Below are 24,026 nucleotides of genomic sequence, written 5' to 3'. Positions count from 1 at the left end.
ATTGGCGCGAATCTTCAATCCTGGCCACCGCCTGCTGCCTAGAGTTGCCGGTATGACGAATTCGAACGAGCACACCACGGACCTACTGCGCACCGTCCTCACCGATCTGGCCAAGGTCGTCGATGGCATCGGATCCGACCAGAACCATCAGCCGACGCCGTGCACGGACTTCGATGTGGAGCAGCTGCGCAACCACACACTTGGCTGGCTGACGATGTTTGCCGCAGGATTCGACGACCCCAACGGTCAGGCGCCGCAGGCGGACCTCGAGGGCTATACGTCACCTACCGACGCTGCGGGCGAGGTCCGCTCGGCGGCCGACCAGCTCGAACGCGCCCTACGCAACGGTGCCGCCGACCGGCCGCTACGCCTCGGGGAAAGCGCGATGCCCGGCGACCTCGCGCTCGGTATGATCCTGTGCGAATACCAAGTGCACGGCTGGGATCTAGCCGCCGCGACGGGCCAGAGGTGGACACCCCCGACCGAGGCCGCGGAGGAATCCTTGGCCTTCATGCCCAACATGCTCAACGAGGACTACCAGGGAGAAGGCAAGCCGTTCGCGCCACGAGTCGACGTACCGTCCGATGCGCCGGCGTTCGACCGGCTGCTCGGTCTTGTCGGCCGCGACCCACACTGGTCCGCCTGAGCGGCGCAGCGGTCTGGAAGAGTGGCTAGCGAGTCTCGCTAAGGAGCTAGCCAATGAGTCCAAGGCCGTTGCACTTCAACGCTTTCGTCTGGCCGAACGGATACCACGAGTCCGCGTGGCGGGTTGTCGAGGACGATGTCCGCGGCGTTCTCGGTCTGCCCTACTACGCCAATATCGCGCGGATCGCCGAAGCCGGTTTGATGGACTCGATCTTCCTCGCCGACAACATCGCCATCGCCCAGTACCGCGCCACGCATCTGCCGCAGACGCAGTTCGACCCGATCTCGGTGTTGTCGGCGCTCGCTGCCGTGACGAGCAATATCGGGCTGATCGGCACCGGCTCGACGACGTACAGCAAACCGTGGGAGCTCGCCCGCCGATTCGCCACACTGGATCACCTCAGTGGTGGCCGCGCAGGCTGGAACATCGTCACGACCATCACACCCCTGGTCGCAGCCGCCTTCGGCGAGCCCGCCCATCCCGAGCATGCCGACCGGTACGCGATGGCCCACGAGTTCGTCGACGTCGTGACCCGCGCCTGGGACAGCTGGGAAGATGACGCGGTCGTCGGCGACCGCGCGGGCGGCGTCTGGGCCGACCGTTCGAAGTTGCATGACCCGCATTTCCGGGGCGAGTACTACAACTCCGAAGGAGTGCTGCCCTTTCCACGCTCCCCTCAAGGCCGCCCTGTGCTCGTCCAGGCAGGACAGTCGGCAGCCGGCATCGGACTGGCGGCGCGGTACGCCGAGCTAGTTTTCTCGGGGCCGCCAACGCTCGAGGCAGCGGCCGACTTCCGAACCGACCTGCACGCGCAGGTCGTCGCCGCCGGTCGAGATCCCGAGCATGTGCTCGTCATGCCAGCGCTGATGATCACCTTGGGCGGCACCGAGGCTGAAGCCCAAGACCGGGCCCGGCAGTTGGAGGAGCTGGCGAGCCCGGACTTCCGCTGGCAAAACGCGCTCTATACGGCCGGTCTCGACCCTGACGCTTATGACCCGGACGCTCCCTTGTCCGCCGAGCTACTGTCCGGGCCAGCTCCGTCGAGTCGCGCAGAACAATTGTTTGCCGCCGCGCGGGCACGTCCAGACGCTTCATTGCGCGAACTCACCGACCAGACGTCCGGCGGCGCCGGCCAGATGCACTTCATCGGAACGCCCGATCAGCTCGCCGATCATGTGATCCGTTGGCAGGATGCGGGCGCGGTCGATGGATTTACCATCATGGGATCGACGCTGCCCTACGAACTGAGCACCTTCGTGGATCACGTCGTGCCGATACTCCAGCGCCGCGGCAGATACCGCACCGAGTACGCCGGCTCCACGCTGCGCGATCACCTCGGACTGCAGCGCCCGTCCGTAAACCACTGACCCACCTAATGGTTCGCTATAGTTCGGCTCATGACTGATCCCGTTACTAGGACCCGCGGCTTAAATGGCGGCTGAGCAATTGGATCTTAACGCGCGCGTTGAGCGACTTGAGTCCCTCGCTGTGCGCGGCCTGGCTACGTTCGCCGCGCTGCTACTACTAGCTGGATCGGTGCTGCCGTATACGGAGATCTCCGACCAGAACTCAACGATGACGACAACGACGATCGCAAGCATGGGCGTGCAGGCGTTCATCGAGCCGGGCGATGACGTCGCCTTTTCAGTGTTATTCGGAGGGGCGTATCTCGTGCTGGCGATCGTCTCGTTGCTGTCGATCATCGCCTTGATCTCCATCACGCGGAGGGGCCTTGGGCTGGGCATGACGAGATTCGTCACGACAATGATGGTCCTGCTTGTGCTGGGCGCACTTGGCGCCTGGCTGATGATGTCTATCGGCCTAAGTAAGGGCGAGTGGACGCTTGAACCGGGGCTGCCAGTGTTCTCGGTCGGCGTCCTGCTCGCGGCCACGGCGGGTTTGGCGCCGGCGTTGCGCAGGCTCTGGAGCGAAAGTCTCGGATGAGACGTAGTTGCCGCGGATCGCCGGGCAAGTTGCCGCGGATCACGGGTCAGCGGGCGAGTTGGCGCACGACCGCGCCGTACAGCGGCGGGAATCGCGCGGCCACCGGCACGATCTGCCGACGCAGCGCCGGCCGGCCCGAGGCCCACAACAAACCCGTAGTGAGCGTCCGGTAGCGACGCGTGCGGCGCCGCCACATCCCTTCGTACGCCGCAAGGTCATCGCGCGCGAGGCATTCGACAAGGGCTTCGGCGCTGGCCAATCCAACCGCGACTCCCTCGCCGGTGATCGCGTCGACGTACCCGGCCGCGTCACCGACCAGCGCAACGCGGCCCAGCACCCGCCGTGATGCGCTTTGCCGTAACGGGCCGGCGCCGAGCACGGGCGTCGAGGGGGCCGCGCCGGCGAGATGTTCGCTCAGGGCTCCAAATCCGCGCAGTTGCTCGTCGTACGACGCCCTCCTCGAGGTGAGTACGGCGACGCCCACCTCCGCCGGGCCGATCGGCGTCACGTAGGCCTCAGCATCGTCTGACCAGTGCACCTCGACCAGGTCGGTCCAGGCTGGTACGGCGAAATGCCGTCGAGTCCCCCACCTCCGGGCGCCGGCGTGGTCAACGGCGAGCCCGAGACTCTCGCGGACGCGCGAGTGCAGGCCGTCCGCTGCGACCAGATAGCGCGCCACAAGTCCAGCGGTACGTACTTGGTCAGACCGCTGTTCAACCTCGCCCACCGTCGCCTCGATCATCTCGACACCGGCATCCGCGACTCGCGCGTGCAACGCCCGCTGCAGCTCGGTACGTCGCACACCCAGGCCGGGACGCGCCGCAAAACGCGCCTCGGCGAACCGAATCCCATCTGTGTAGCGGATACCGTTGAACTCGACGCCCGCGGGCTGGACGCCGAGCCGGTCGAGCGCCTCAACGGCGGACGGCATTAACCCCTCTCCGCACGCCTTGTCGATTGGCGTGGCGCGCGGCTCGACGACGACGACCTGAAGGCCGCAGCGGGCGGCGTACAGCGCGGTTGCCAAACCGATCGGGCCGGCGCCGGCAATCAGTACGTCGATCATGCCAACGTTGATTCAAGTGCGGCCTCTTCGGTGCGGATTCGCACAAATAACAGGAATGCATTAAGAACCGTGAAGACGACAGCAGTGATCCATGCCGAGTAGACCAACGGCAACGCGATTCCTTCGACGACAACCGCCACATAGTTGGGATGTGCCATGATCCGGTAGGGGCCTGCTCGGACCCGCGTCGCACCGGGCACGACGATGATCCGCGTATTCCATTGGTAGCCGAGCGTCGATATGCACCACCACCGCAGCGCCTGCGCGAGCAGGACGAAGCCGACCATCGTCCATCCGAGCTCGGGGAGAAACTGCGGACGCCGGGTCCACACCTCTACGACGCAGCCGACCAAGAGGGCCGTATGCAATAGGACCATAGGAAAGTAATGCCCGGCGCCGTACTCGATCCCGCCTCGCGATCGACTCCATGCGAGGTTGCGGGTAGCGACGATCAACTCCACAAGACGTTCGACCGCGACGGCCGCGACGAGGCAGGTAAACCAGAGCACACGCACCTACCAGCGCAGCAGGACTAGTTCGGAACAGAAACCCGGGCCCATCGCCATGAGTACGCCGATCGCGCCGGGCGCCTGCGGCCTTTGCCGGAGGGTTTCGGCAAAGACGTGAAGCACCGACGACGACGATAGGTTTCCCACCTGTGCAAGCGAATCCCACGTTAGCCGGACATCCGCGTCCGACAGCTCCAACACGTCGCGGATTGCCTCGATAACCTTGGGCCCGCCAGGATGACAGATCCAGGCATCGACATCGGCGACTTCGAGATGGTGTTCCTTGAGGAACCGGCGTACGTCGTCACCGAGGAATTTCTCGACGATCTCAGGCACATGGGCGTCGAGCACGATCTTCAGACCGGAGCCGGTGACGTCCCAGCCCATAGTGCGCTGAGTGTCCGGATACAGATGGCTTCGCGAGTCGATTACGGTCGGTCCAGTGATCCCGCCGAGCTGAGCGCGGCGCTCCCCAACCGCGACCACGGCCGCCGCACCATCGCCAAAAAGCCCACTAGCGACCAGATTCGCGACCGACGTGTCGTTGCGCTGCATTGTTAGCGAGCACAGCTCCACCGACAGCAGCACCGCCACATCGTCGGGGTGCCCGACGAGATAGTCGTGCAACCGGGACACCCCTGCGGCGCCAGCCACACAGCCGAGACCGAACATCGGCACTCGCTTCACGTCGGCGCGAAGTCCTACGTCACCGGCAATCCGCGCATCGATCGACGGGGCCGCTACGCCGGTCACCGTCGTAAAAAAGATTACGTCGACCTCGTCGGCGCGGATTCCGGCAGCATCGAGCGCGCCGACCAGCGCTTCCTTGGCCAGCACGCTGCCTTGGGAGATGAACATGTCATTCGCCGCGTGGAAGTCGGCAAGCTCGGGATAACGCTCAAGCGGTACGACGAGGTGCCGGGTATCGACGCGCGCACTCCTGTGGAGCCGACGGACCAGCAGTTCCTCGGCATGGCTGGTCACGCACCACTCGCAGAACGCATCGGTGATCGCGTCCTGCCGGTAGCGGTACGGCGGCAGTGCCCCATGAACGGACGCGATCGTCGTCATGCGCCCAACACTAGACTCCATATTCAGAAGTGGGGTCAACGCAGAATTTTACGGACAAGTCGTTCTCCGGCTACGTCGCCGAGCGGCTATCTGGCTGCACGGTCGCCGAGAAGGCGCGCCCATTGCGCGATTCTGTCGATGGTCTCGGTGGTCTCCGGCAGGAACGCGAACAGCGGGAACACGTGCACGGAGTCCTCGATGAAGTGGCTCGTGACCTCGACTCCCACGCCAGATGCTTGCTCGGCCAGCCGCCGGGCGTCGTCGTAGAGCACTTCACCATCGGTCGCGGCGATGAATATCGGTGGAAGGCCGCTCAGGTCGCCGTACAGCGGCGATACCAGCGGGTCGGTCGGTTCGTGCGTTTGCACATACATCGCGGCCATGTTCGTCAACGAGTCGCGGTTGGTCGCAGGGTCACGCCCGTCAAACTTCGCCACGCTCGGTGAGGACAGGGTCAGGTCGGCGAACGGGCAGATCGCGATAATCCCCGCGGGGAGCTGCTCGCCGGCACCCTTGAGGGCCAGTGCCGCGGCGACGGCCAGGCCGGCACCTGACGATTCGCCGCTCAAGATGATCTGAGATGCCGGGACCCCGGACTCTCGCAGCATGCGGTAGGCATGCAGGGCATCGTCAAGCGCTGCCGGATAAGGGTGCTCGGGTGCGAGGCGATAGTCCACCACGACGCAGCGACCGTTGGTCGCGCTGGCCAGGCGTGCGGCGTACTCGAGGGATGATTCGGCGGAGCCGACGACGTAACCGCCGCCGTGGAAGTGCAGGAGATGAGGCCCCTCGACCGCGGATTGGGCTCCTAAGATCTCGATCGCGTCGACGCGGCCGAGTTCGATCGACCGAGACGTAGCCTCCGCCGGCGTCGGAAAGTTGGTCGTCAAGAACCGCTCGTATCCCTCGCGTAGCCCGTCGTGCCCGCGGGCGATGTCTTCTTGAGTGAACGCGGTCCGCCACAGGTCGTGGGCACGCTGGCTCTCCGGCCGGTTCATCGTGACGCCCTCACGGGTGCCAGAGAGCCCCACCACGTCACCGGCTGGTTCGCGCACCGCCTTGGTGATGTCGTAGTCCATCACGAATGCCCACGTGCGTTCGGCGATCGGGTCGATCCGCATGAGTCCTTGAAACCGGCCGTCTCGGACGGCGACTCGCTCCGGATCGGACTCGTGGACGAGTTTCACCATCGCCCGGGCCCCGACCTGGACCCGGGTGGTACGCGGTCGCCGCCGCGCCTCGTAGTCCTGCAGCGCCGCCGGCACGGAATCGTGCATCGGATCGGCGAGGCAGTGCGCAAGCGCCCAGGCGTCTTCCATCGACTGGCATGCTCCTTGGGCAAGGAATGGAACCATCGGGTGCGCCGCGTCGCCTAGCAGGCTGATCCGGCCAGAAGTCCAACCGTCGATGGGATCGCGGTAGAACATCCCGGTGATGAAACCGGTTTCAATCGCCTCGAGCATCCCCCGGGCGCGTGGTTCGGCGTCCTTGAACGAGTCGAGCAGGCCGGCCAGGTCGCCGGTGTCCTCCCACGACTCGCGGCTCACCTCGTCGACCGGCACCGAGGCAAGCACGCTATAGAGCTCGCCCGGGCGGACCCAGTACGTGATCAACGTCCGTCCGGGACCGAACCAGTAGTTCCCGTTTTCGGGCAGGTCAAGGTGAGCGACCCTGTCTGCCGGGATGAGTCCGCGCCACATCAGGATGTTGGAGAACTGGCGCGGTTCGTCACCTCGCAGTTGCGTGCGTACGACGGAGTGGATCCCGTCGGCACCGATGAGTGCGTCGGCGGTGATCCGCTCACCGGTCGCGAGCTCGGCCCACGCGCTCGACTCATCCTGTCCGACGGCTACGACCTTTGCCTCGGTACGCACCGAGCCCTGGCGAAGCCCGCGCTTGAGCAAATCGATCAGGTCCGAACGATGCAGGTTGTACATCGGTGCGCCGTACCGCTGGGCGGCGACATCTTCGAACGGGATGTACCAGAGCTGCCGTCCAGTCCGAAGGTCCCGGATGTCATAGGAGCCCGGCGCCACTCCGGCCTCGGCAATGTCGCCTTCGAGCCCGAGTGCGCGCATCACGTGGACGCCGTTCGCGGCGATCTGAATGCCGGCCCCAGATTCGGTCAACTGGCTCGTCCTTTCCAGGACCGTCACCCGAACGCCGTGATGCTGCAACGCGAGCGCCGCAGTCAACCCACCGATGCCGGCGCCGACAAGGATGACGTGCAGTGGTTCCGCATCGACCGAACTCATCACTTCTCCAGACGTAATCTCGCTAGTTGGGCCGATCGCAATTTCAAACTAGTTCTCCCGCTACGGGGCGTCGTATCCCTCGATAATGATCAGATCACCCTCGGAGGCGCCGCCGGACCGGAACTGCATTGCGTGCTGGTACTCCGGCGACCGATAGCACTCCACCGCGGTCTCGTAGTTATCAAACTCGATGACCACGTTTCGTGCTCGCGATGTACCTTCCATGGTCTCGAAATTGCCACCACGCACCACGAACCGAGCGCCGTACTTGCCGAACGCCGCGGCGTTCGCGTCCCGATACTTCCCGTATGCATCCTCGTCATGTACGTCGACGCGGGCGATCCAGTATCCCTTGGCCATCGGATGATTCCTTTCGCTAGCGGCTTCCTTCGCTGACACCTTCGCTGACACCCTAGTCAGCGCGCCCAACATTAGACTCCATATGCAGAAGTGGTGGTGAACCTAAATTGTCGATCGATCCGATAGCGGACTACCTCGGCCGGCAACGGCAGGCGATCCTGGTCGGCGACCGCGCGCTGCGCGAGGAGCGGGACAACGACCTCAAGGAAGCGATCCACGACACCCGGGTCGCCGTACGCCGGTTCCGCAGCACGCTGCGCACGTTTGCGCCCCACTTCGAATCTGAGCAGGCACAGCACCTGGACGGCGAACTTCGCTGGTACGCCTGCCTACTCGGAGCTGTCCGTGACCGGCAGGTCATTACGACAAGGCTGAGCGCTCTGCTGAACGACCTTGACGAGCCGCTCATCGTCGGCCCGGTCGCCCCGCGGATCGGGATCGAGCTGAGCGCCGAGCTAGCCAGCCACGAGGCCAGGCTCCGCGCCCATATGACGACCGCCCGTTACCGGCACATGCTTGCCGAGATCGACTCGGTGCGCCGGACGCAATCGCGAATAGCAATTTGTAAACTCACCGCGCGCGCCACCCACACCGCGGCTTCGAGGCTGAAGAAGGCCGCCAAGTCGGGCGATCCTGTTGTCTTGCATCGGGCGCGCAAAGCGGTCAAACGTGCGCGGTACGCCGCCGAACTCGGTGCGCCGGCGATCGGCCGCAAACGGGCGGACAAACAGGTGCGGCGGCACGAAGCGCTACAGGACCTCCTCGGCGAACACAACGATGCAGTTGCCAGCGCGGAGTTCCTTCTTCGCATCGGTAAGCAAGCATCATCGCTGCCGGGAGAAAGTGGCTTCACGTTCGGCGTACTGCACGAACGTGAACGGCGTGCCGCGCGCAGGGTCCGCCGCAAGGTACGCCGGCGCTACACAGGCTGAGTCCCGCCCATCCGTCACAAAATACGGGACCATCCGTCACGACCGTCCCCGCCACGCACCACCCGTGACTTCGCGCCGGCGTGCTGGCGTGCTGGAACGGTCTGTGGCTGAGTCTGACGTAGGTCTAATACGAAACGCGGCGCTGCTGGTCCGGCCGCGCTCTGTCGTCACAACCGCACACAAATGTATGAACATGCAGCACTGATAGGCGAAATCTTGCTGCCAAACAGCACATCTGTGCTCGAGCGGTCGCGACGGGAATCCGAAATCGACCAAGAGCGCTACTGCCTGTGTTTAGCCCGCTTGAAACGCCACCAAAACCGGACACACGGTGCACGCGCGACCAATGACGGGATTTGGTGACGGATGGCGGGCATTGGTGCCGGTTCGGCTCTAGTCAGCCACCTGATCACGGAATACACCACTAAAGTTACGGGATGGGTCGCTCGTTGCTGCTGTCGTGCCACCCGATACCGACCCTTGCCGTCACCGTCATCGCGACCGTTCTGACCGCGGTCACGGGAAACTCCATCGGCACCTGCGCTCTCGTGGCACTCGCGGTGCTCACCGGCCAACTGTCGATCGGCTGGTCCAACGACCTGATCGACGCGAGGCGGGATCGGGCCGCCGGCCGCACCGACAAGCCGGTCGCCCGAGGAGCGATATCCAGGCGCTCGGTGATAATCGCGATCACGGCGTCCGTCATCCTCACCGTCCCGCTCGCCCTCGGGCTTGGCTGGCGCGCCGGCCTAGTCCAGCTCGCCGGCACCGCGGCCGGTTGGGCCTATAACTTCGGCATCAAGTCGACGGTCCTGTCCCCGGCGCCGTACGTCGTCGCGTTTGGCGGCCTGCCGGCGATCGCCACACTGGCTCTGCCCGGCGGAGGTTGGCCGCCGTGGTGGGCGCTGGTCGCCGGCGCACTGCTCGGCGTATCGGCACATTTCGGCAATGTGCTTCCCGACATCGACGAAGATGCCGCGGCCGGCGTACACGGGCTGCCGCATCGAATTGGTCGGCTCGGTTCGGCGGTCGCCGCATCCGGTTCGGTACTGGTTGCCGTGGCGGTCGTCGTACTCGGCCGCGGGAGTACGCCGACCCCGGTCGACTGGGGCGGACTCGTGGCCGCCGCTATCCTCGCGGCGGCGGGGTTCTGGCGTGCCCGTCGCGATCATCGGTCGGAAGCGGCGTTCCTATGCACAGTGGGGGCAGCCGCGGTTTGCGTCGTGCTGATCGCGATATCAGGCGCACTTCGATAGCAACCACGGATGCTACGGATTTAGACCAATCGGTCTACTCAGACGCGTCAACACAGATGCCGGCCAGGATCAGCTCGACGAAATCCTCGGCGATCTCGCGAGGGGAGACCGGTCCGACCGGATCCATCCACAGCACGCTGAAATTAAACATCCCGAGGATGCCCTTCACGCGCAGTTTCGAGATCTCCCGGAACTCGCCGCTTCGGTATCCGGCATCGAGCACCTGCTCCCAGTAGGACTCGAAACGATCGCGGGCGGCGAGTACGGCGGCGCGGCGATCCTCCGACAGATACTCGAAATCCCTGAGGAACACTCGCCACTGCGCCTGATGTACGCCGATGTCCTCGACTAGGACGGCGGCGAGTCGTCGAATTCGCTCTGTAGCAGGCGTTCCATCAGCCGCGATACGGGAGCTGACGATGCACATGTTCTCGACCGGGACGAGGCTGATCTCGTAGAGCACGGCCTCTTTGTCGTCGAAATGGTGGTAGAAGGAACCGCGACTGACCTGAGCGACCTCGAGGAGCTCCGCGACGCCGGTGCCGTGATAACCCCGCGCGGAAAACAGCTCGGTCGCGGCCGTGACGATACGCTGACGGGTCGCCGCTCCGCGCGGCTTCGGCGGACTGTCCGCAGCAGTTCGGGTCATGAGTAACGAACCCCCGCGGCGGACGCTTTAGATACAAATTGGTGACGGAACACTGAAAACCTCGCGATTCCATTTATCGTTCAGACAAACCAATCGGTCTAGACCGAGAAGATACACGGAACACTGTTGAGGCCTAATGAATTTTGATCCACATTGGTCATGGGAGGACGCCGCACGCCGCGGTGGTGTCACAGCGGACGGCACCTACAACGCAAGCGGAATCGCGCTTCCCGAACAGCGCGCGATCATCTGGTGCCGCACCGACGGCTCGGTCATCGAGTTGTCCGGTGCCCAGATCCGCAACCAGGTGATGCAACTGGCCGCGCGGCTCGGCGAACTTGGCGTCGGCCGGGGAGACCGGGTCGCCGGGATGTTCAGCAAACGGCCCGAATCGCTCACGGCGGCACTCGCTGTCTGGTATCTCGGAGCGATCTACGTACCGCTGTTCAGCGGCTTCAGCGGCGATGGCCTGCGGGTACGGATGGACGACAGCCAGCCTGGCGTCATGATCACCGACTCGGTCAGTGAGCATCTGCTCGATGATGTCCAGGCCGACTTCCCCGATCTGGCAAGGATTGTGGTCGACGCCGACGGCCCCATTTTCGGTGACGTCGACACGTCGATCGGCGACTACGCTCCCGCGCCGACGAAGGCTGATGACCTCGCGACCATCATGTACACATCGGGCACCACCGGTAAGCCCAAGGGCTGCCTGATGCCGCACGACATCATCATCGGCCTGTCGTCGTACATCACCCACGCTCTGGCGCTGCAGCCCGGCGAGGTGCTGTTCTCCGGCGCCGACGCCGGCTGGTCGTTTGGGCTCTTCACCACCGGACTCGCGCCTTTGTCGGCCGGCAACCCGCGGGTCATCTACGAAGGTCCCTTCAAGGCCACCGAGTGGTGGGCCGTCATGGACCGCAGCGGAGCACACCATCTGGCAGCCGCACCGACGGCGTACCGGCAACTGGCCAGCGGAGGCTCCGACGCGATTCCGGCGGGCTTCACTGCCGCCTCGAGCGCGGGAGAACCGCTCGATGCGCCGACCGCACAATGGTTCCAGGACAATGCGGACGTCACGATCTACGACTGCTACGGCCTGTCCGAGATCGGCATGGTTGTGGGCAACCTGCGTACGCCGGGAGCGCCACCGCCGATACCGGGCTCGATGGGCATCGCCCTCCCCGGCTACGACGTGGAGATACTGGACGACGACATGAATCCGATCAGCGGTATCGGGGTCGGCAGGCTCGCCGTGAAGGACAACGGACACCTGATCAGCCGCGGCTATTGGAACCGGATGCCTGAGTGGGAAGCGCGCTTCCACGCCGACTGGTTTGTCACCGAGGACCTGGTACGCCGAGACGAGGACGGTCGCTTTTGGTACGAGTCCCGGGCCGACGACGTCATCGTTGCCTCCGGCATGAATGTCGGCCCATCGGAGGTCGAGACCGCGCTCATGGCACACCCTTTGATCGCCGACGCGGGCGTCGTCGGCATTCCCGACCCGGTCAAAGGCACCATCGTCACCGCGCACGTCGTACTCAACGGCGAGGAACCAGCCGACCTGCATAACATTTTGCGCGCCTGGGTCGGCGAGCGCGTCGGCCGGCACGCGACCGCCCGGAAGGTCGTCGTGTGGGACGAGCTCCCCCGCACTGCCAGCGGAAAGCTGCAGCGCGTCAACCTGCGCCAAGCGCTCATCGACGCGTCCTTAGAGGCGCCCGACTCACCAGAATCACCAATGTCACCCGACGGAAGGAACTCCAAACAATGAATAACCGCACCCGAGCACTGATTGCCTCAGCGGCCGCTGCCGCAGTCGTGCTGACCGGCTGCAGTACCAAAGGCGGAGGCGGCGTCGAGAGCAAGACCGACTCGAGCGGTGTCAAGACCGACTTCGGCGTGACCGACAAGACCATCACGCTTGGCGCGATCTCCGATGCGTCCGGCGCCTACAAGGTGACCGGTACGTCGCTGACCTACGGCAACCAGCTGTGGGCCGACGAGGTCAACGCCAGCGGCGGGATCTGCGGTCGCGATATCAAGATCGAGGTCCGCGATCACGGCTACACCACCGATAAGGCGGTCACCCTGTACGCCGAGGTACAGCCCAAGATGCTCGGCATGGTCCAGCTCGTCGGGTCCCCAATGCTCGCCGCACTCAAGTCCCAGATCAAATCCGACAACGTGATCACGATGCCGGGCTCATGGGCCTCGAGCAACCTCGACACCGAGCAGGTCTTCATGGTCGGCTCGACGTACGACATTGAGATCATGAACGGAATGGCCTACCTGCAGGACCAGAAGATGATTAAAGACGGCGACACTGTCGGCGCCATCGTCCTGGACAGCGAGGCCGGTGCAAACACGCTCGCCGGCGTGCAGTACTACGCCGACAAGCACAATATAAAGGTCGAGTCGGTCAAGATGGCCGCGACCGACAACGATCTGTCTTCGGCCGTGACGAGCATGAAGAGCAAGGGCGTCAACGCGATCGCGCTGATCCTCGGCCCGAAGGCGACCAGTTCGGTGACCACGCAGATGCAGGCACAGGGCCTGGACGTGCCGGTCGTAGCCAATGCGGTCTCGTTCGACCCGACGCTGCTGGACACTCCGGCGGCGAGCTCGTTCGGCAAGTTCTACCGCGTCGCCTCGGTTGTGCCCTACTCCTCGGACAACCCGCTGATGGCCAAGATCCGCAAGGAGTACGCCGCGAAGTACACCGACAAGGCCAACGACAGCGTGACGATGGGCTACATCTTCGGCACGATTTGGGGCAAGATCCTCGACCAGGCATGTAAGGACAAGGACCTCACCCGCGCCGGCCTGATGAAGGCCAAGAACAAGATCAAGATCGACACCCAGGGCCTCACCGGCAAGCTCGACTTCTCCGAGGCCGGCAACGTCTCGAGCCGCCTGAGCCTGATCGAGACTCCAGATGCCGCCTCCGAAGGCGGACTGAAGCTCGTGCAAGACCTGACCGAGTCCAAGGAAGCGAAGTCCTACAAGACGCCGTACCAGAAGTAGCGCACCCGCCGTCGATCGATCGCGCCACAACCGACGGCGCTTGCGAACTGAGCCCCCGCAACCATCTAGGTTGCGGGGGCTCACCACATTATCTGGAGCTCACGATGTCGCCGAGTCCGTGGCCGGTGACATCATCGGACTATGGGCAAGCGAATCCGGAAGTTGGCAGCGACCAGAGCAACCATCAACCGGGATCGAATGCTCCTGGGCCCCCGAGATCCGCTTCCGCGACGACCCAGTCGCGTGTTGGTAGCGGGCACGTCTGGCTCGGGCAAGACGACCCTTGCCGGCCGACTCGGCCAGATTCTAGAGGTGCCGCACGTCGAAATCGACGCGCTTTTCCACGGTCCGGATTGGACTCCGCGGGACTCCTTCGCCGACGACGTAGCGGCCTTCAGCGCAGGACCACGTTGGGTGACGGAATGGCAGTACAGCGCCGTTCGAGCCGTGCTGTCCGAGCGCGCGGATCTACTGGTGTGGCTTGACCTACCCCGAGGCACGGTGATGCGTCAGGTGAGCGCGCGCACGATACGCCGACGGCTGCATCGAGAGGTGCTGTGGAACGGCAACGTCGAGCGGCCACTCTGGACGATCTTCACCGATCCGGAGCACATCGTGCGCTGGGCCTGGAGCACACATTCCAAGACCGCCCGACGGATCGCCGTCCTGCGTCGTCGGCGCCCCCAACTACCCATAGTGCGTTTGCGTTCCCAGCACGAGGCGCAACTATGGATAGACGGAGTCGTCCGCGATGCCGTCGGGCCCTAAAATCTGCGCGCTCCGAATCAGCCGGATCGCTACCGAAGATGCGCGTGCACGCCGTGCAGCCCGTCGTTGGTGTAGCCGGCGTACCGGCGCAGTTCGGAACGCGCGACACCGCGGCGGTGCACCTCATCGGGACCGTCGACAAACCGCATCGTGCGGGCCTCGACCCACGCACGGGCCAGCGGGAAGTCCTGGCTCATCCCACCGGCTCCATGCATCTGGATAGCGCGATCGATGACCTTGAGCGCCATCTCCGGTACGGCGACCTTGATGCCGGAAATCTGGCTGGCCGCCTCACGGTTGCCGACAGTGTCCATGAGGTACGCCGTGTACAGCGTGTAGAGGCGCGCTTGGTCGATCTCCATCCGGGAGTTCGCGATCCACTCGCGCACGACGCCCTGCTCGGACAACGGCGCGCCGAACGCGACCCGGTCGTTGGCCCGCTTGATCAACAGCTCCAGGGACCGCTCGGCCAGGCCGATCATCCGCATGCAGTGGTGGATCCGGCCGGGCCCAAGCCGAGCCTGTGACATCGCGAAGCCGCCGCCTTCCTCGCCAAGCAAATTGGACACCGGGACGCGAACGTCTTTGAACTCAACCTCGGCGTGCGTTTCGAAGGGGTCATAGCCCATCAGCGTGAGGTCACGTGCGACCGTCACGCCAGGCGTACGACGCGGGATCAGGATCTGGCTGTGCCGGCGATGCCGGTCGGCGTTCGGATCGGTGACGCCCATCAGGATGAAGATCTCGGTGCGGTCCCGGTTCGCGCCGGTGATGAACCACTTCGTGCCGTTGATGACGTAGTCGTCGCCGTCGCGCTCGATGCGGGTCGAGACGTTGCTCGCGTCGGAGGAGGCAACGGCCGGCTCGGTCATCGCGTACGACGAGCGAATCTCCCCGCCCAGCAGCGGTTTAAGCCAGGTCTCCTTCTGCTCATCGGTGCCGAAGTGGTTGAGGATCTCCATGTTGCCGGTGTCCGGTGGGTTGCAGTTGAACGCTTCCGGCGCCATGAAGATGCTGCGGCCCATGAGTTCTGCGAGCGGCGCGTACTCGAGGTTGGAGATTGGCTCACTCCACTGCGAACCGGCGGGCAGGAAGAGATTCCACAGGCCCTTCTCCCGGGCCTTGGCCTTCAGCTCCTCCATGATCGGCGGCTGGGTGCGAGCCTTGCCAGACTCGATGACCTGCTGTTCGTAGAGCTCCTCGTTGGGGTAGATATGCTCCTCCAGGAACTGACTGATTCCGTCCTGGAGTTTCTTCGTCTTATCGGTTGGCGCGAAATCCATACATAAGTCCTTGCCTAGGGCCCGATAATCGGGCGTTGCTAGTTAGCATGATGCCAGTGGAGGTATTGGGACATGGAACTGCTTGACGCAATGCGCACTACAGGCACCTGCCGATACTTTGACGAGGCCGACGTACCAGACGACGTACTGTACGACGCCTTCGACGCGGCACGTTTCGGCCCGCAGGGCGGCAATCGCCAGCCGGCCCGCTGGGTTCTCGTGCGCGACCAGGCGACGAAGCGCGCGCTCGCAGATCTCTACCTGCCGCGATGGCGGGTCTATACCGCTCCCGGCGGCCGCCGCGAGGAGGCGGTCAAGACTCCTGTCGGGCCGGCGAACGACTTCGCCGAGAACTTCGCCAACATCCCGATCATCGGCGTACTGTGCGCCAAGATCGCGTCGCTGTACGTCACCGACAAAGACCTCGATCGCACGAGTGTCGTCGGCGGCGCCTCGATCTATCCGCACATGCAAAACGTCTGCCTCGCGCTGCGCGACAAAGGCGTCGCGACGGCCGTGACGACGTTCTTGTGCGCGGACGAGCCGGCCGTGCGCGAGCTGCTTGGCATCCCGGCGGACTACCTCACGGCCGCGCATCTCGGGATCGGCTATCCGGCGAAGAAGTTCCCCACGAAACTACGCCGCGGGCCGGTGAGCGAGTTCGTCTTCACCGAGCGCTTCGGTGCGCCCCTTTTCGACGCGCAGCCTGGGATCTAATGGGAGGATCGCGACCGGACTACCAAGCCCGATCTTCCCATTAGTGCGCGCCGAACGGCTACTTCGCGTCGAACGACCTGCCACGGCAACGGCGACAGCGCCGCACGGACCCGCGCCAGCCGTGGTCAACTAGGTTGCCACCGAAACTCCACGCCACGCCGCAAGGATCGCCGTAGATTTCGTACGTCCCGAAGCGGAACGTTGTCCAGCCCGCTGAGGCGTGTCGGTTATCGCGCGCTCGATCACGAAATTCGCGAATGCCCGAGTGATAGCCACGGCCGTCGAGTTCAAGTAGCACGCCGTAGTCGGGGTAACCGCCATCGGCGTACCCGCCCGACGTCGGCACGCGGTATTGCCGAATCGGCGTTGGAAGACCGTGTGGGCGTTCAACGTCACGGACATACCGAAACTCCAGGTTGCTGTGTACGCCGTCAACAACGCTGCCCAAAATTTCCTCCAGCACCCAGCGGTTACCGAGGCGGGCGCGGGACTGCATGGCCGTGAGTAAACGGGCCGGGGTTGTCAACCGTCGCTGCACGGCCGCCGTGGTCCACATGACTACGTCGCCTGCGCTGCCGCGCGCGCAAAGATCGAGCACGGAGTCTTCGATGCGCACCCGCCGCGGCTCGCGCGCGAGCGAGGCACGGCGTACCCCGGCCTGTTCGCGGGTGAACCGAACCCATTCACGGGCAGCGACTCGCACACCGTGCGGCACCATGATCTCGATCGGGAGTTCGTCGGTATCGGTAAGCCCGTCGAGCCGCGCGGCAGTAAGCCCGCCGGCTCGGGCTCGCTCGCCACCCAGCAGAAGACCACCCCACACCATGCCCTTCCATGACGGAGCCGCCGCGCCAACGACGTACAAACCCGCGTCCCACCGCTGAAACTGTCCGTCGCGCAGCAGCCGGCCGATCGCCGTTTTAGACAAGCCGCCGTCGAGCGCTTGCTGCCTGGAGATGATTCCCGACTGGGTACGTGAGAGCTCACGTAATTCGAGACCAACCGCGGTACGTGCGTACATGAATCGAGATTGCTCATTGCCGCGGCCTAGTTCAATAGCCGCTGGATATCTGTGGATAACTGCGGGCTTAGGACAGTTAGGGCGAAGACAATTTAATGGGAGGATCGGGACCGGACTACCAAGCCCGATCGTCCCATTACGTCGTCGACCGTCGCTGAGTAAGTAGACTGTTCGGAGCCGACCAACGACTCCGCGGAGCTTGACTAGTGATACTTCTGCTCTGCCTCCACTTCGGCATTGCGGCGGTCGCTCCGATACTCGTGCGGACCCTGCACCGCAAGGCGTTTCTTGTCCTCGCGCTCGCACCAGCCATTGCATTCTGCTGGCTACTGACCAAGACCTCCGAGATATCTGACGGCGGCGTAGTCACCGAGGACCTCGGCTGGGTGCCATCGCTCCACCTCGACATTGCGCTGCGACTGAGCACGCTGTCGTGGACGATTGGGCTACTGGTCACCGGTATCGGCGCGCTCGTGCTCATCTACTGTGCGGCGTACTTCAAATCCGACGACCCGTCCTTGTGGCGCTTCTCGTCGGTGCTCACCGCGTTTGCCGGCGCCATGCTGGGCTTAGTTCTTAGCGACAACCTGCTGCTGCTCTACGTTTTCTGGGAACTGACCACGGTCTTCTCCTACCTGCTCATCGGCAACAATCCCGTTCGCAGCGCCAACCGCCGTGCCGCGATGCAAGCGCTGATCGTGACGACGCTCGGCGGGCTGGCCATGCTCATCGGCATCGTGATTCTCGGGCAGCGCAGCAGCTATCGAATTTCCGAACTGCTGGCCACACCACCGCCGGCCGACGGCATGGTCATCACCGCGATCATTCTGCTGCTCGTCGGAGCGCTGTCGAAGTCGGCGCTCATTCCGTTCCACTTCTGGCTTCCAGGCGCGATGGCCGCGCCGACTCCGGTGAGCGCCTACCTGCACGCTGCGGCGATGGTCAAGGCCGGCGTCTACTTAGTCGCTGTCTTCGCACCGATGTACGCCGAAATCCCCGGCTGGCGGCCGATCACGCTGGGCCTGGGCGTCATAACCATGATCGTCGGCGGCTGGCGAGCCCTGCGCCAAGAGGACATCAAACTGCTACTCGCCTACGGGACGGTGAGCCAGCTGGGCTTCCTCGTCGCACTGGTGGGCATGGGCACCCGCGCCGCCGCGCTCGGAGGCATCGCGATGGTCGTCGCCCACGCGTTGTTCAAGTCGACACTGTTCATGACCGTCGGCATCGTCGATCACAGCGCTGGCACCCGCAACCTTCGCGAACTGTCAGGCCTATGGCGCAAGATGCCGGTCGTGTTCGGTGCCGCCGTACTCGCCGGCCTGTCGATGGCCGCGGCCCCACCGTTCGCCGGGTACGCCGCTAAAGAGTCCGCTTTCGAGGCCGTGACGCATGGCTATCCCGGTCTCGGCGCCGGGTACGTCGCGGCGCTGGCGATCGGGCTTGTCCTCGGTTCGGCGCTGACGGTGGCCTACACGGCCCGCTTCCTCTGGGGGGCGTTCGCGACCAAACGCGACATACCGCTCACTAATCCCAAACAGGTCACGGCCGGGTTTGCCGTCGTACCAGTCATTGTCGGCGTACTGAGCCTGATCGTCGGCTTCTTCGGTGGGATCGAGACCGACCTGTTCGCGCCGTACGTCGACTCGTTCGCCTCGGGCGCGCACGTGGATGCAATCGGACTCTGGCATGGTTTCACCCCCGCCTTCGCGATGACGATCGTCGCCATCGTCCTCGGTCTGGCGATGTTCTGGTGGCGCGCGCAAGTGGAATCGACGCAGAAGAAGGTGCCCGCCAAGATCGACGGCGAACGCGCCTACAACGCGGTCATGCGTGGCCTTGACCGGTCGGCCGTCGAGGTAACCGCGATCACGCAGCGCGGTTCGCTGCCGCTGTATCTCGGCACGATTCTCGTCGTCGCGATCGTCCTGGTCGGCTCGGCAGCAATCCGGTCCGGAGCGTCACCGACCTTGCGCGCCTGGGACTCGCCGGCTCAAGCGGGCGTCGGAATTGTGATCGTCCTCGGCGCCGTTCTCGCCGCGCGGGCACGCGGCCGGCTCAAGGCGGTCGTCCTGGTGGGCGCCAGCGGCTACGGCGTCGCCGTACTGTTCCTGCTGCATGGCGCACCCGACCTCGCGCTGACCCAACTGCTCGTCGAGACCGTGTCGTTGGTCGTGTTCGTGCTGGTGCTGCGGCGGCTACCGGAATACTTCGCCAGTCGGCCGATGCGCGCCGACCGCTACTGGCGGATCGCAATCGGCGTGGTCTTCGGCGCGTTGGTTTCGGTCGTCGGCGTCATCGCCGCCGACGCGCGCGTCGCGACACCGGTGTCGGTCCGGTTCCCGCAAGAGGCACTGAGCTACGGGCACGGCAAGAACATCGTCAACGTAACCCTGGTCGACATCAGGGCGTGGGACACGCTCGGTGAGATCTCCGTCCTCGTGGTCGCGGCCACCGGAATAGCTAGCCTGATTTTCATCCAGACGCGCAACACCGCGCTTCATCCACGCACGCTCACCCCATCCGCACCCGCGCCTGCGGGAACAGGCCCCACATGGCTTCGCGGAGTCGGCCGGCTACGCCCCGAGCGCCGTTCGGTCATCTTCGAAGTGGTCACCCGCCTGGTCTTCCACATCATGATCGCGTTTTCGCTGTTTCTCGTCTTCTCCGGCCACAACGCCCCGGGCGGTGGCTTCGCCGGCGGGCTCGTGGCCGGGCTGGCGTTACTGGTCCGCTATCTGGCCGGCGGCAGGTCCGAGCTGGACGAAGCCGTACCGATCGACGCCGGCCTGCTTCTTGGGATCGGCCTGTTGATCAGCGTGGTGTCGTCCCTGGCACCGCTGCTGTTCGGCGGAACGGTACTGCAGAGTACGTCACTGGACTTCACGCTTCCGATTTACGGCGACGTACACATCGTCACCTCACTGTTCTTCGACATCGGCGTCTATCTCATCGTCATCGGACTAGCCCTCGACATCGCGCGCAGTCTCGGCGCTGGCATCGACCGGCACGTCGAGCAGGAACGCCGGGACCAAGAGGTGGCCACCCGATGACGCTCCTCGCAGTCGCTGACACCGCCAATGACACAGCCCGGCCCAATCTCGTACTGATCATCGTCTGCGGCGTACTGGTCGCGGCCGGCATCTACCTCATACTCGAACGTAGCCTCACTCGCGTGCTGCTCGGCGCCGTCCTGGCCAGCAACGGCGTCAGCGTGCTGTTCCTGGTCGTGAGCGGCAAGGCCCGCGGGGCGCCGATCATCGGCGTAAACGATCCCAGCAATATGAGCGATCCGCTCCCCCAGGCCATGGTCCTCACTGCCATCGTGATCACACTGGCGACCGTCGGGTTTGTGCTGGCGCTCGCCTATCGTCAATGGCAGTTGACCGGGGCCGACGACGTCCAGGACGACGTCGAGGACGCAAAGATCCACCGGCTCGCCGAACGTGACAGCACCTCCGAGACCTACGACCCCGACGTGGAGTCGACGACCCAGTCCGACGAGAACGCGACCGAAGACGACGAGGTCGGAGACCACATCACCGACCCCGACGCCCATCCCGACGGAACGCCCGTACGCGAAGAGATAGCCGACCAGAGCGATCCGGCGGAACCACCGGGCGGCGACACATGACCAACCTGCTCCCGCTTCCCGTCCTGCTCCCCCTGCTCGGGGCCGCGCTGACCCTGGCACTTCGGCGATCGCCCAGACTGCAACGGTTCGTCAGCATCACCGTCCTGTCCGGCGTCGTAGCGGTCTCCGCGGTGCTGGTCTACCAGACCGACCAGCACGGCGTGCAAGTGCTGTGGATCGGCGGATGGGCCGAGCCGCTGGGCATCGCACTGGTCTGCGACCGACTCGCGGCGCTGATGCTGCTCGTTTCGTCCCTTGTGACGCTGCTGGTGCTGATCTTCTCCATCGGCCAGGGCATCTCCGACAGTGGGCGCGACACTCCCCTGTCGATCTACTACCCGACGTATCTCGTGCTCACAGCGGGCATCGGTAACGCCTTCCTCGCCGGAGATCTGTTTAACCTGTTCGTCGGCTTCGAAGTCCTGCTGTTCGCTTCGTACGTGCTTATCACGCTCGGCGGGACGGGCACCCGGATCCGTGCCGGTACGACGTACATCGTGGTCAGTCTGCTGTCGTCGATCCTGTTCCTGATCGCCCTTGCCGCGATCTATGGCGCGACCGGGACGGTCAACCTCGCGCAGCTATCGCAGCGGCTCGGCGACATCGGCCCCGGCGTCAGCCTGATGCTGCAGTTGCTGCTGCTCACCGTGTTTGCGATCAAGGCGGCCGTATTTCCGCTATCGGCCTGGCTACCCGACAGCTATCCGACCGCACCCGCACCCGTCACCGCCGTGTTCGCGGGACTGCTGACAAAGGTCGGCATCTACGCGATCATTCGGGTGCAGACGCTGCTCTTCCCGGACTCACCGCTGCACGGGCTACTACTGTGGGCGGCCCTGCTGACGATGATTGTCGGGATTCTCGGCGCCGTCGCGCAGTCCGATATCAAGCGCATGCTGTCCTTCACCCTGGTCAGTCACATCGGCTACATGATCTTCGGGATCGGGCTTGCCACACCGGCCGGTTTTGCCGGCGCGATCTTCTACGTCGCGCACCACATCACCATCCAGACCGCGCTTTTCCTCATCGCGGGGCTCATCGAACGATTCGCCGGATCGACGTCGCTAAGCAAACTGGGCGGCCTCGGCGCGGTGTCGCCGAAGCTAGCGGTGCTCTTCTTCATCTGTTTCATGAACCTCGCCGGGATTCCGCCCCTGTCTGGGTTCCTTGGCAAGATCGGTCTCATGCAGGCAGGTATCGACGTCGGTACGCCGATGGCAATCACCCTGGTCGTCGGCGGAATCGTCACCAGCCTGCTGACGCTCTACGCGCTGGCAAAAGCCTGGAGCCAGGCGTTCTGGCGTACGCCGCACGAGGCACTGGTCAGCGCCGTCGCCAACGCCAGCGACGTCGACCTGCGGCATATCGCGGCACGCGACGAATACGACCTGGAGATGAGCGACCTGGTGCGTGCTGCCGACGCCGTCGACGGCCAGCAGTCCCGGATCGCCTTGCCCAAGCCGATGTTCGCGGCGGCCGCCGCGGTGACGGTTATGAGCCTGATGATCAGCGTGGTCGCCGGGCCGATGTACAAGTACGCCGAACGCTCGGCCGAAGACATGTCGCACTCAAGCATCTACGTCAACGCCGTGCTCCCGGTTGGTGCACGGTGACTCAGACCGAAAGCAGGACACGCAGGCATCTTCGTCGCGGCGGGTTTCAGCCGCGCGCGATCATCGCGATCGTCGTCGTGTGGATGTTGATGTGGGGGGACCTTTCGTGGGCCAACCTGATCAACGGCGTCCTCATCGCGATCGTCGTCACGGTGGTGTTTCCGCTGCCGTCCATCGAGTTCGCGGGACGCCCGCACCCGTGGGGCGTTCTCAAGTTGGCCGCGTACTTCGTCGCCGACCTGGTCATCTCGTCGGTGCAAGTATCGATGACGGCATTCCGGATCGGACCACCGCCGATGAATGCGATCATCGAGACCCAACTGCACTGTCAATCAGACTTCTATCTGACACTGATCGCCGAGCTCGTCTGCCTCGTGCCGGGCTCGGTAGTTGTCGAGGCCCGGCGTACGTCGTCGGTGCTCTACATCCACGTCCTCAACGTCAAGTCCGATGCCGACCTCGAGCGGGCCCGCGCGAGCGTCTTCGCCGTCGAGCGCCGGGTCATGCACGCCCTCGCCTCAAAGCAAGAGCTCGCGGCGTACGCAGAGTCAGTCGCCGCCACGGGATCGAGCCGCGCATGAAGATCATCCTCATCATCACCATCAGCATGCTCGTGGTGGCCGCGATTCTGACCCTGTTCAGGCTCACCCGCGGGCCGCGAAGCCTCGACCGGGCGGTTGCCGCCGATGTGCTGGTGGCCATCGTGATCGCCGGTTTGGGACTCGAAGCCGCATTCAACCGACACCCGACCACGTTGCCGATACTCGTCGTACTCTGTGTCGTCGGGTTCGCCAGCTCGGTGTCGATCGCGCGGTTCCTCGGGCCGCGCGAGTCCGACCGGGAGGACCGATGAACTGGGAGTCGGTCGCCAACGTCATCGCGGCGATCCTGCTGCTAGCCGGCGCATCGCTCTGCCTGGCCGCCGCCGTCGGGCTGGTGCGGTTCCCCGACGTACTGTCGCGCATGCATTCGGCGACGAAACCGCAGACACTCGGGCTGCTCCTGATCGTGCTCGGCGTCGGTCTCGTGCTGCGCTCCTGGTCCGCGTGGGGGATCCTGTCGCTGGTCTTCGTAATGCAACTGCTCACCGCGCCGGTAGCCGCGCACATGGTGGGCCGGGCGGCGTACCGCTCCGGTCAGGTCGACGAGAGCCGGCTGCTGCGCGACGAGCTCGCCGAGGCACTGCGCAAGGCCGAGGACGATCCGCGGGACGAAAAGTAGCCGTCAACGCCGTAGCGTCCGGCAAGGTGGTCGCCGGAGCGACCACTTTGC

23 protein-coding genes are annotated in these 24,026 nt (G+C 64.7%); 15 read left to right on the top strand and 8 right to left on the bottom strand.

What is annotated here, in order from left to right; genetic code table 11:
- Positions 1-52 precede the first annotated feature (52 nt).
- From CLV47_RS05525 to CLV47_RS05515, 3 genes are all read left to right on the top strand, one after another.
- Complete coding sequence (locus CLV47_RS05525; protein WP_106348020.1) at positions 53-646, top strand: TIGR03086 family metal-binding protein; 594 nt, start codon at positions 53-55, stop codon at positions 644-646.
- Between the two features lie 53 nt (positions 647-699).
- On the top strand, positions 700-2,013 hold the full coding sequence (locus CLV47_RS05520) for an NtaA/DmoA family FMN-dependent monooxygenase (RefSeq protein WP_106348019.1): 1,314 nt from the start codon (positions 700-702) through the stop codon (positions 2,011-2,013).
- A gap of 64 nt (positions 2,014-2,077) precedes the next feature.
- The gene (locus tag CLV47_RS05515; RefSeq protein WP_106348018.1) at positions 2,078-2,590 is read left to right on the top strand and encodes a hypothetical protein; all 513 of its coding nucleotides are present in this window, start codon (positions 2,078-2,080) and stop codon (positions 2,588-2,590) included.
- 46 nt (positions 2,591-2,636) lie between these two features.
- Here the strand turns inward: CLV47_RS05515 and CLV47_RS05510 are convergent, their stop codons facing one another.
- The 5 genes from CLV47_RS05510 to CLV47_RS05490 all read right to left on the bottom strand — a co-directional run bounded on the left by CLV47_RS05510 (position 2,637) and on the right by CLV47_RS05490 (position 7,851).
- On the bottom strand, positions 2,637-3,656 hold the full coding sequence (locus CLV47_RS05510; protein ID WP_106348017.1) for an NAD(P)/FAD-dependent oxidoreductase: 1,020 nt from the start codon (positions 3,654-3,656) through the stop codon (positions 2,637-2,639).
- On the bottom strand, positions 3,653-4,165 hold the full coding sequence (locus tag CLV47_RS05505) for an isoprenylcysteine carboxyl methyltransferase family protein (protein ID WP_106348177.1): 513 nt from the start codon (positions 4,163-4,165) through the stop codon (positions 3,653-3,655). Before CLV47_RS05505 ends, CLV47_RS05510 begins: the two co-directional genes overlap by 4 nt.
- 6 nt (positions 4,166-4,171) lie before the next feature.
- Positions 4,172-5,236, bottom strand: coding sequence for a type III polyketide synthase (locus tag CLV47_RS05500; protein ID WP_106348016.1), 1,065 nt, complete (start codon positions 5,234-5,236; stop codon positions 4,172-4,174).
- Positions 5,237-5,322: 86 nt separating this feature from the next.
- Positions 5,323-7,491, bottom strand: a complete 2,169-nt coding sequence (locus tag CLV47_RS05495; RefSeq protein WP_202862405.1) for an alpha/beta hydrolase fold domain-containing protein — start codon at positions 7,489-7,491, stop codon at positions 5,323-5,325.
- 60 nt (positions 7,492-7,551) lie between these two features.
- Positions 7,552-7,851: a DUF1330 domain-containing protein gene (locus tag CLV47_RS05490; RefSeq protein ID WP_106348015.1), complete on the bottom strand. Its 300-nt coding sequence runs from the start codon at positions 7,849-7,851 to the stop codon at positions 7,552-7,554.
- Between the two features lie 107 nt (positions 7,852-7,958).
- On the opposite strand from CLV47_RS05490, the gene CLV47_RS05485 reads away from it, so the two are divergent.
- Positions 7,959-8,783 (top strand): CHAD domain-containing protein, encoded by an 825-nt coding sequence (locus CLV47_RS05485; protein WP_170110966.1) that lies wholly within the window; start codon positions 7,959-7,961, stop codon positions 8,781-8,783.
- 437 nt (positions 8,784-9,220) lie between these two features.
- A complete protein-coding gene (locus CLV47_RS05480) occupies positions 9,221-10,039 on the top strand; it encodes a UbiA family prenyltransferase (RefSeq protein ID WP_106348013.1) in 819 nt (272 codons plus the stop codon).
- Between the two features lie 34 nt (positions 10,040-10,073).
- On the opposite strand, the gene CLV47_RS05475 is transcribed toward CLV47_RS05480, so the two are convergent.
- Complete coding sequence (locus CLV47_RS05475) at positions 10,074-10,688, bottom strand: TetR/AcrR family transcriptional regulator (protein ID WP_106348012.1); 615 nt, start codon at positions 10,686-10,688, stop codon at positions 10,074-10,076.
- Positions 10,689-10,824: 136 nt separating this feature from the next.
- On the opposite strand from CLV47_RS05475, the gene CLV47_RS05470 reads away from it, so the two are divergent.
- The 3 genes from CLV47_RS05470 (at position 10,825) to CLV47_RS05460 (ending at position 14,486) form a co-directional block, all read left to right on the top strand.
- Positions 10,825-12,465 carry an acetate--CoA ligase gene (locus tag CLV47_RS05470; RefSeq protein WP_106348011.1) on the top strand — a complete coding sequence of 547 codons (1,641 nt, stop codon included), beginning with the start codon at positions 10,825-10,827 and terminating at the stop codon, positions 12,463-12,465.
- Positions 12,462-13,718, top strand: a complete 1,257-nt coding sequence (locus tag CLV47_RS05465) for an ABC transporter substrate-binding protein (RefSeq protein WP_106348010.1) — start codon at positions 12,462-12,464, stop codon at positions 13,716-13,718. The genes CLV47_RS05470 and CLV47_RS05465 overlap by 4 nt, the downstream gene beginning before the upstream one ends.
- 141 nt (positions 13,719-13,859) lie before the next feature.
- Entirely contained in the window at positions 13,860-14,486 is a 627-nt protein-coding gene (locus tag CLV47_RS05460) for a P-loop NTPase family protein (RefSeq protein WP_202862404.1), read from the top strand.
- 29 nt (positions 14,487-14,515) lie between these two features.
- Here the strand turns inward: CLV47_RS05460 and CLV47_RS05455 are convergent, their stop codons facing one another.
- Positions 14,516-15,769: an acyl-CoA dehydrogenase family protein gene (locus CLV47_RS05455; protein ID WP_106348009.1), complete on the bottom strand. Its 1,254-nt coding sequence runs from the start codon at positions 15,767-15,769 to the stop codon at positions 14,516-14,518.
- Positions 15,770-15,841: 72 nt separating this feature from the next.
- Between CLV47_RS05455 and CLV47_RS05450 the strand changes: the two genes are divergently transcribed.
- Positions 15,842-16,486: a nitroreductase family protein gene (locus CLV47_RS05450; protein ID WP_106348008.1), complete on the top strand. Its 645-nt coding sequence runs from the start codon at positions 15,842-15,844 to the stop codon at positions 16,484-16,486.
- A gap of 58 nt (positions 16,487-16,544) precedes the next feature.
- On the opposite strand, the gene CLV47_RS05445 is transcribed toward CLV47_RS05450, so the two are convergent.
- A complete protein-coding gene (locus tag CLV47_RS05445; protein WP_106348007.1) occupies positions 16,545-17,507 on the bottom strand; it encodes a type IV toxin-antitoxin system AbiEi family antitoxin domain-containing protein in 963 nt (320 codons plus the stop codon).
- A 206-nt stretch (positions 17,508-17,713) separates the two neighbouring features.
- On the opposite strand from CLV47_RS05445, the gene CLV47_RS05440 reads away from it, so the two are divergent.
- From CLV47_RS05440 to mnhG, 6 genes are read left to right on the top strand one after another with little or no spacing between them, the layout of a single operon-like run.
- Positions 17,714-20,560 (top strand): Na+/H+ antiporter subunit A, encoded by a 2,847-nt coding sequence (locus CLV47_RS05440; protein ID WP_106348006.1) that lies wholly within the window; start codon positions 17,714-17,716, stop codon positions 20,558-20,560.
- The gene (locus CLV47_RS05435; protein ID WP_106348005.1) at positions 20,557-21,141 is read left to right on the top strand and encodes a Na(+)/H(+) antiporter subunit C; all 585 of its coding nucleotides are present in this window, start codon (positions 20,557-20,559) and stop codon (positions 21,139-21,141) included. Before CLV47_RS05440 ends, CLV47_RS05435 begins: the two co-directional genes overlap by 4 nt.
- Positions 21,138-22,754 carry a Na+/H+ antiporter subunit D gene (locus tag CLV47_RS05430; RefSeq protein WP_106348004.1) on the top strand — a complete coding sequence of 539 codons (1,617 nt, stop codon included), beginning with the start codon at positions 21,138-21,140 and terminating at the stop codon, positions 22,752-22,754. The genes CLV47_RS05435 and CLV47_RS05430 overlap by 4 nt, the downstream gene beginning before the upstream one ends.
- Positions 22,751-23,335, top strand: coding sequence for a Na+/H+ antiporter subunit E (locus tag CLV47_RS05425; protein WP_106348003.1), 585 nt, complete (start codon positions 22,751-22,753; stop codon positions 23,333-23,335). The genes CLV47_RS05430 and CLV47_RS05425 overlap by 4 nt, the downstream gene beginning before the upstream one ends.
- On the top strand, positions 23,332-23,607 hold the full coding sequence (locus CLV47_RS05420) for an MrpF/PhaF family protein (protein ID WP_106348002.1): 276 nt from the start codon (positions 23,332-23,334) through the stop codon (positions 23,605-23,607). Before CLV47_RS05425 ends, CLV47_RS05420 begins: the two co-directional genes overlap by 4 nt.
- Positions 23,604-23,975, top strand: a complete 372-nt coding sequence (mnhG, locus tag CLV47_RS05415; protein WP_106348001.1) for a monovalent cation/H(+) antiporter subunit G — start codon at positions 23,604-23,606, stop codon at positions 23,973-23,975. The genes CLV47_RS05420 and mnhG overlap by 4 nt, the downstream gene beginning before the upstream one ends.
- Positions 23,976-24,026 lie beyond the last annotated feature (51 nt).

This window comes from Antricoccus suffuscus (assembly GCF_003003235.1).
Lineage (GTDB): Bacteria > Actinomycetota > Actinomycetes > Mycobacteriales > Antricoccaceae > Antricoccus > Antricoccus suffuscus.
This window is presented reverse-complemented; position numbering and strand designations above follow the sequence as displayed.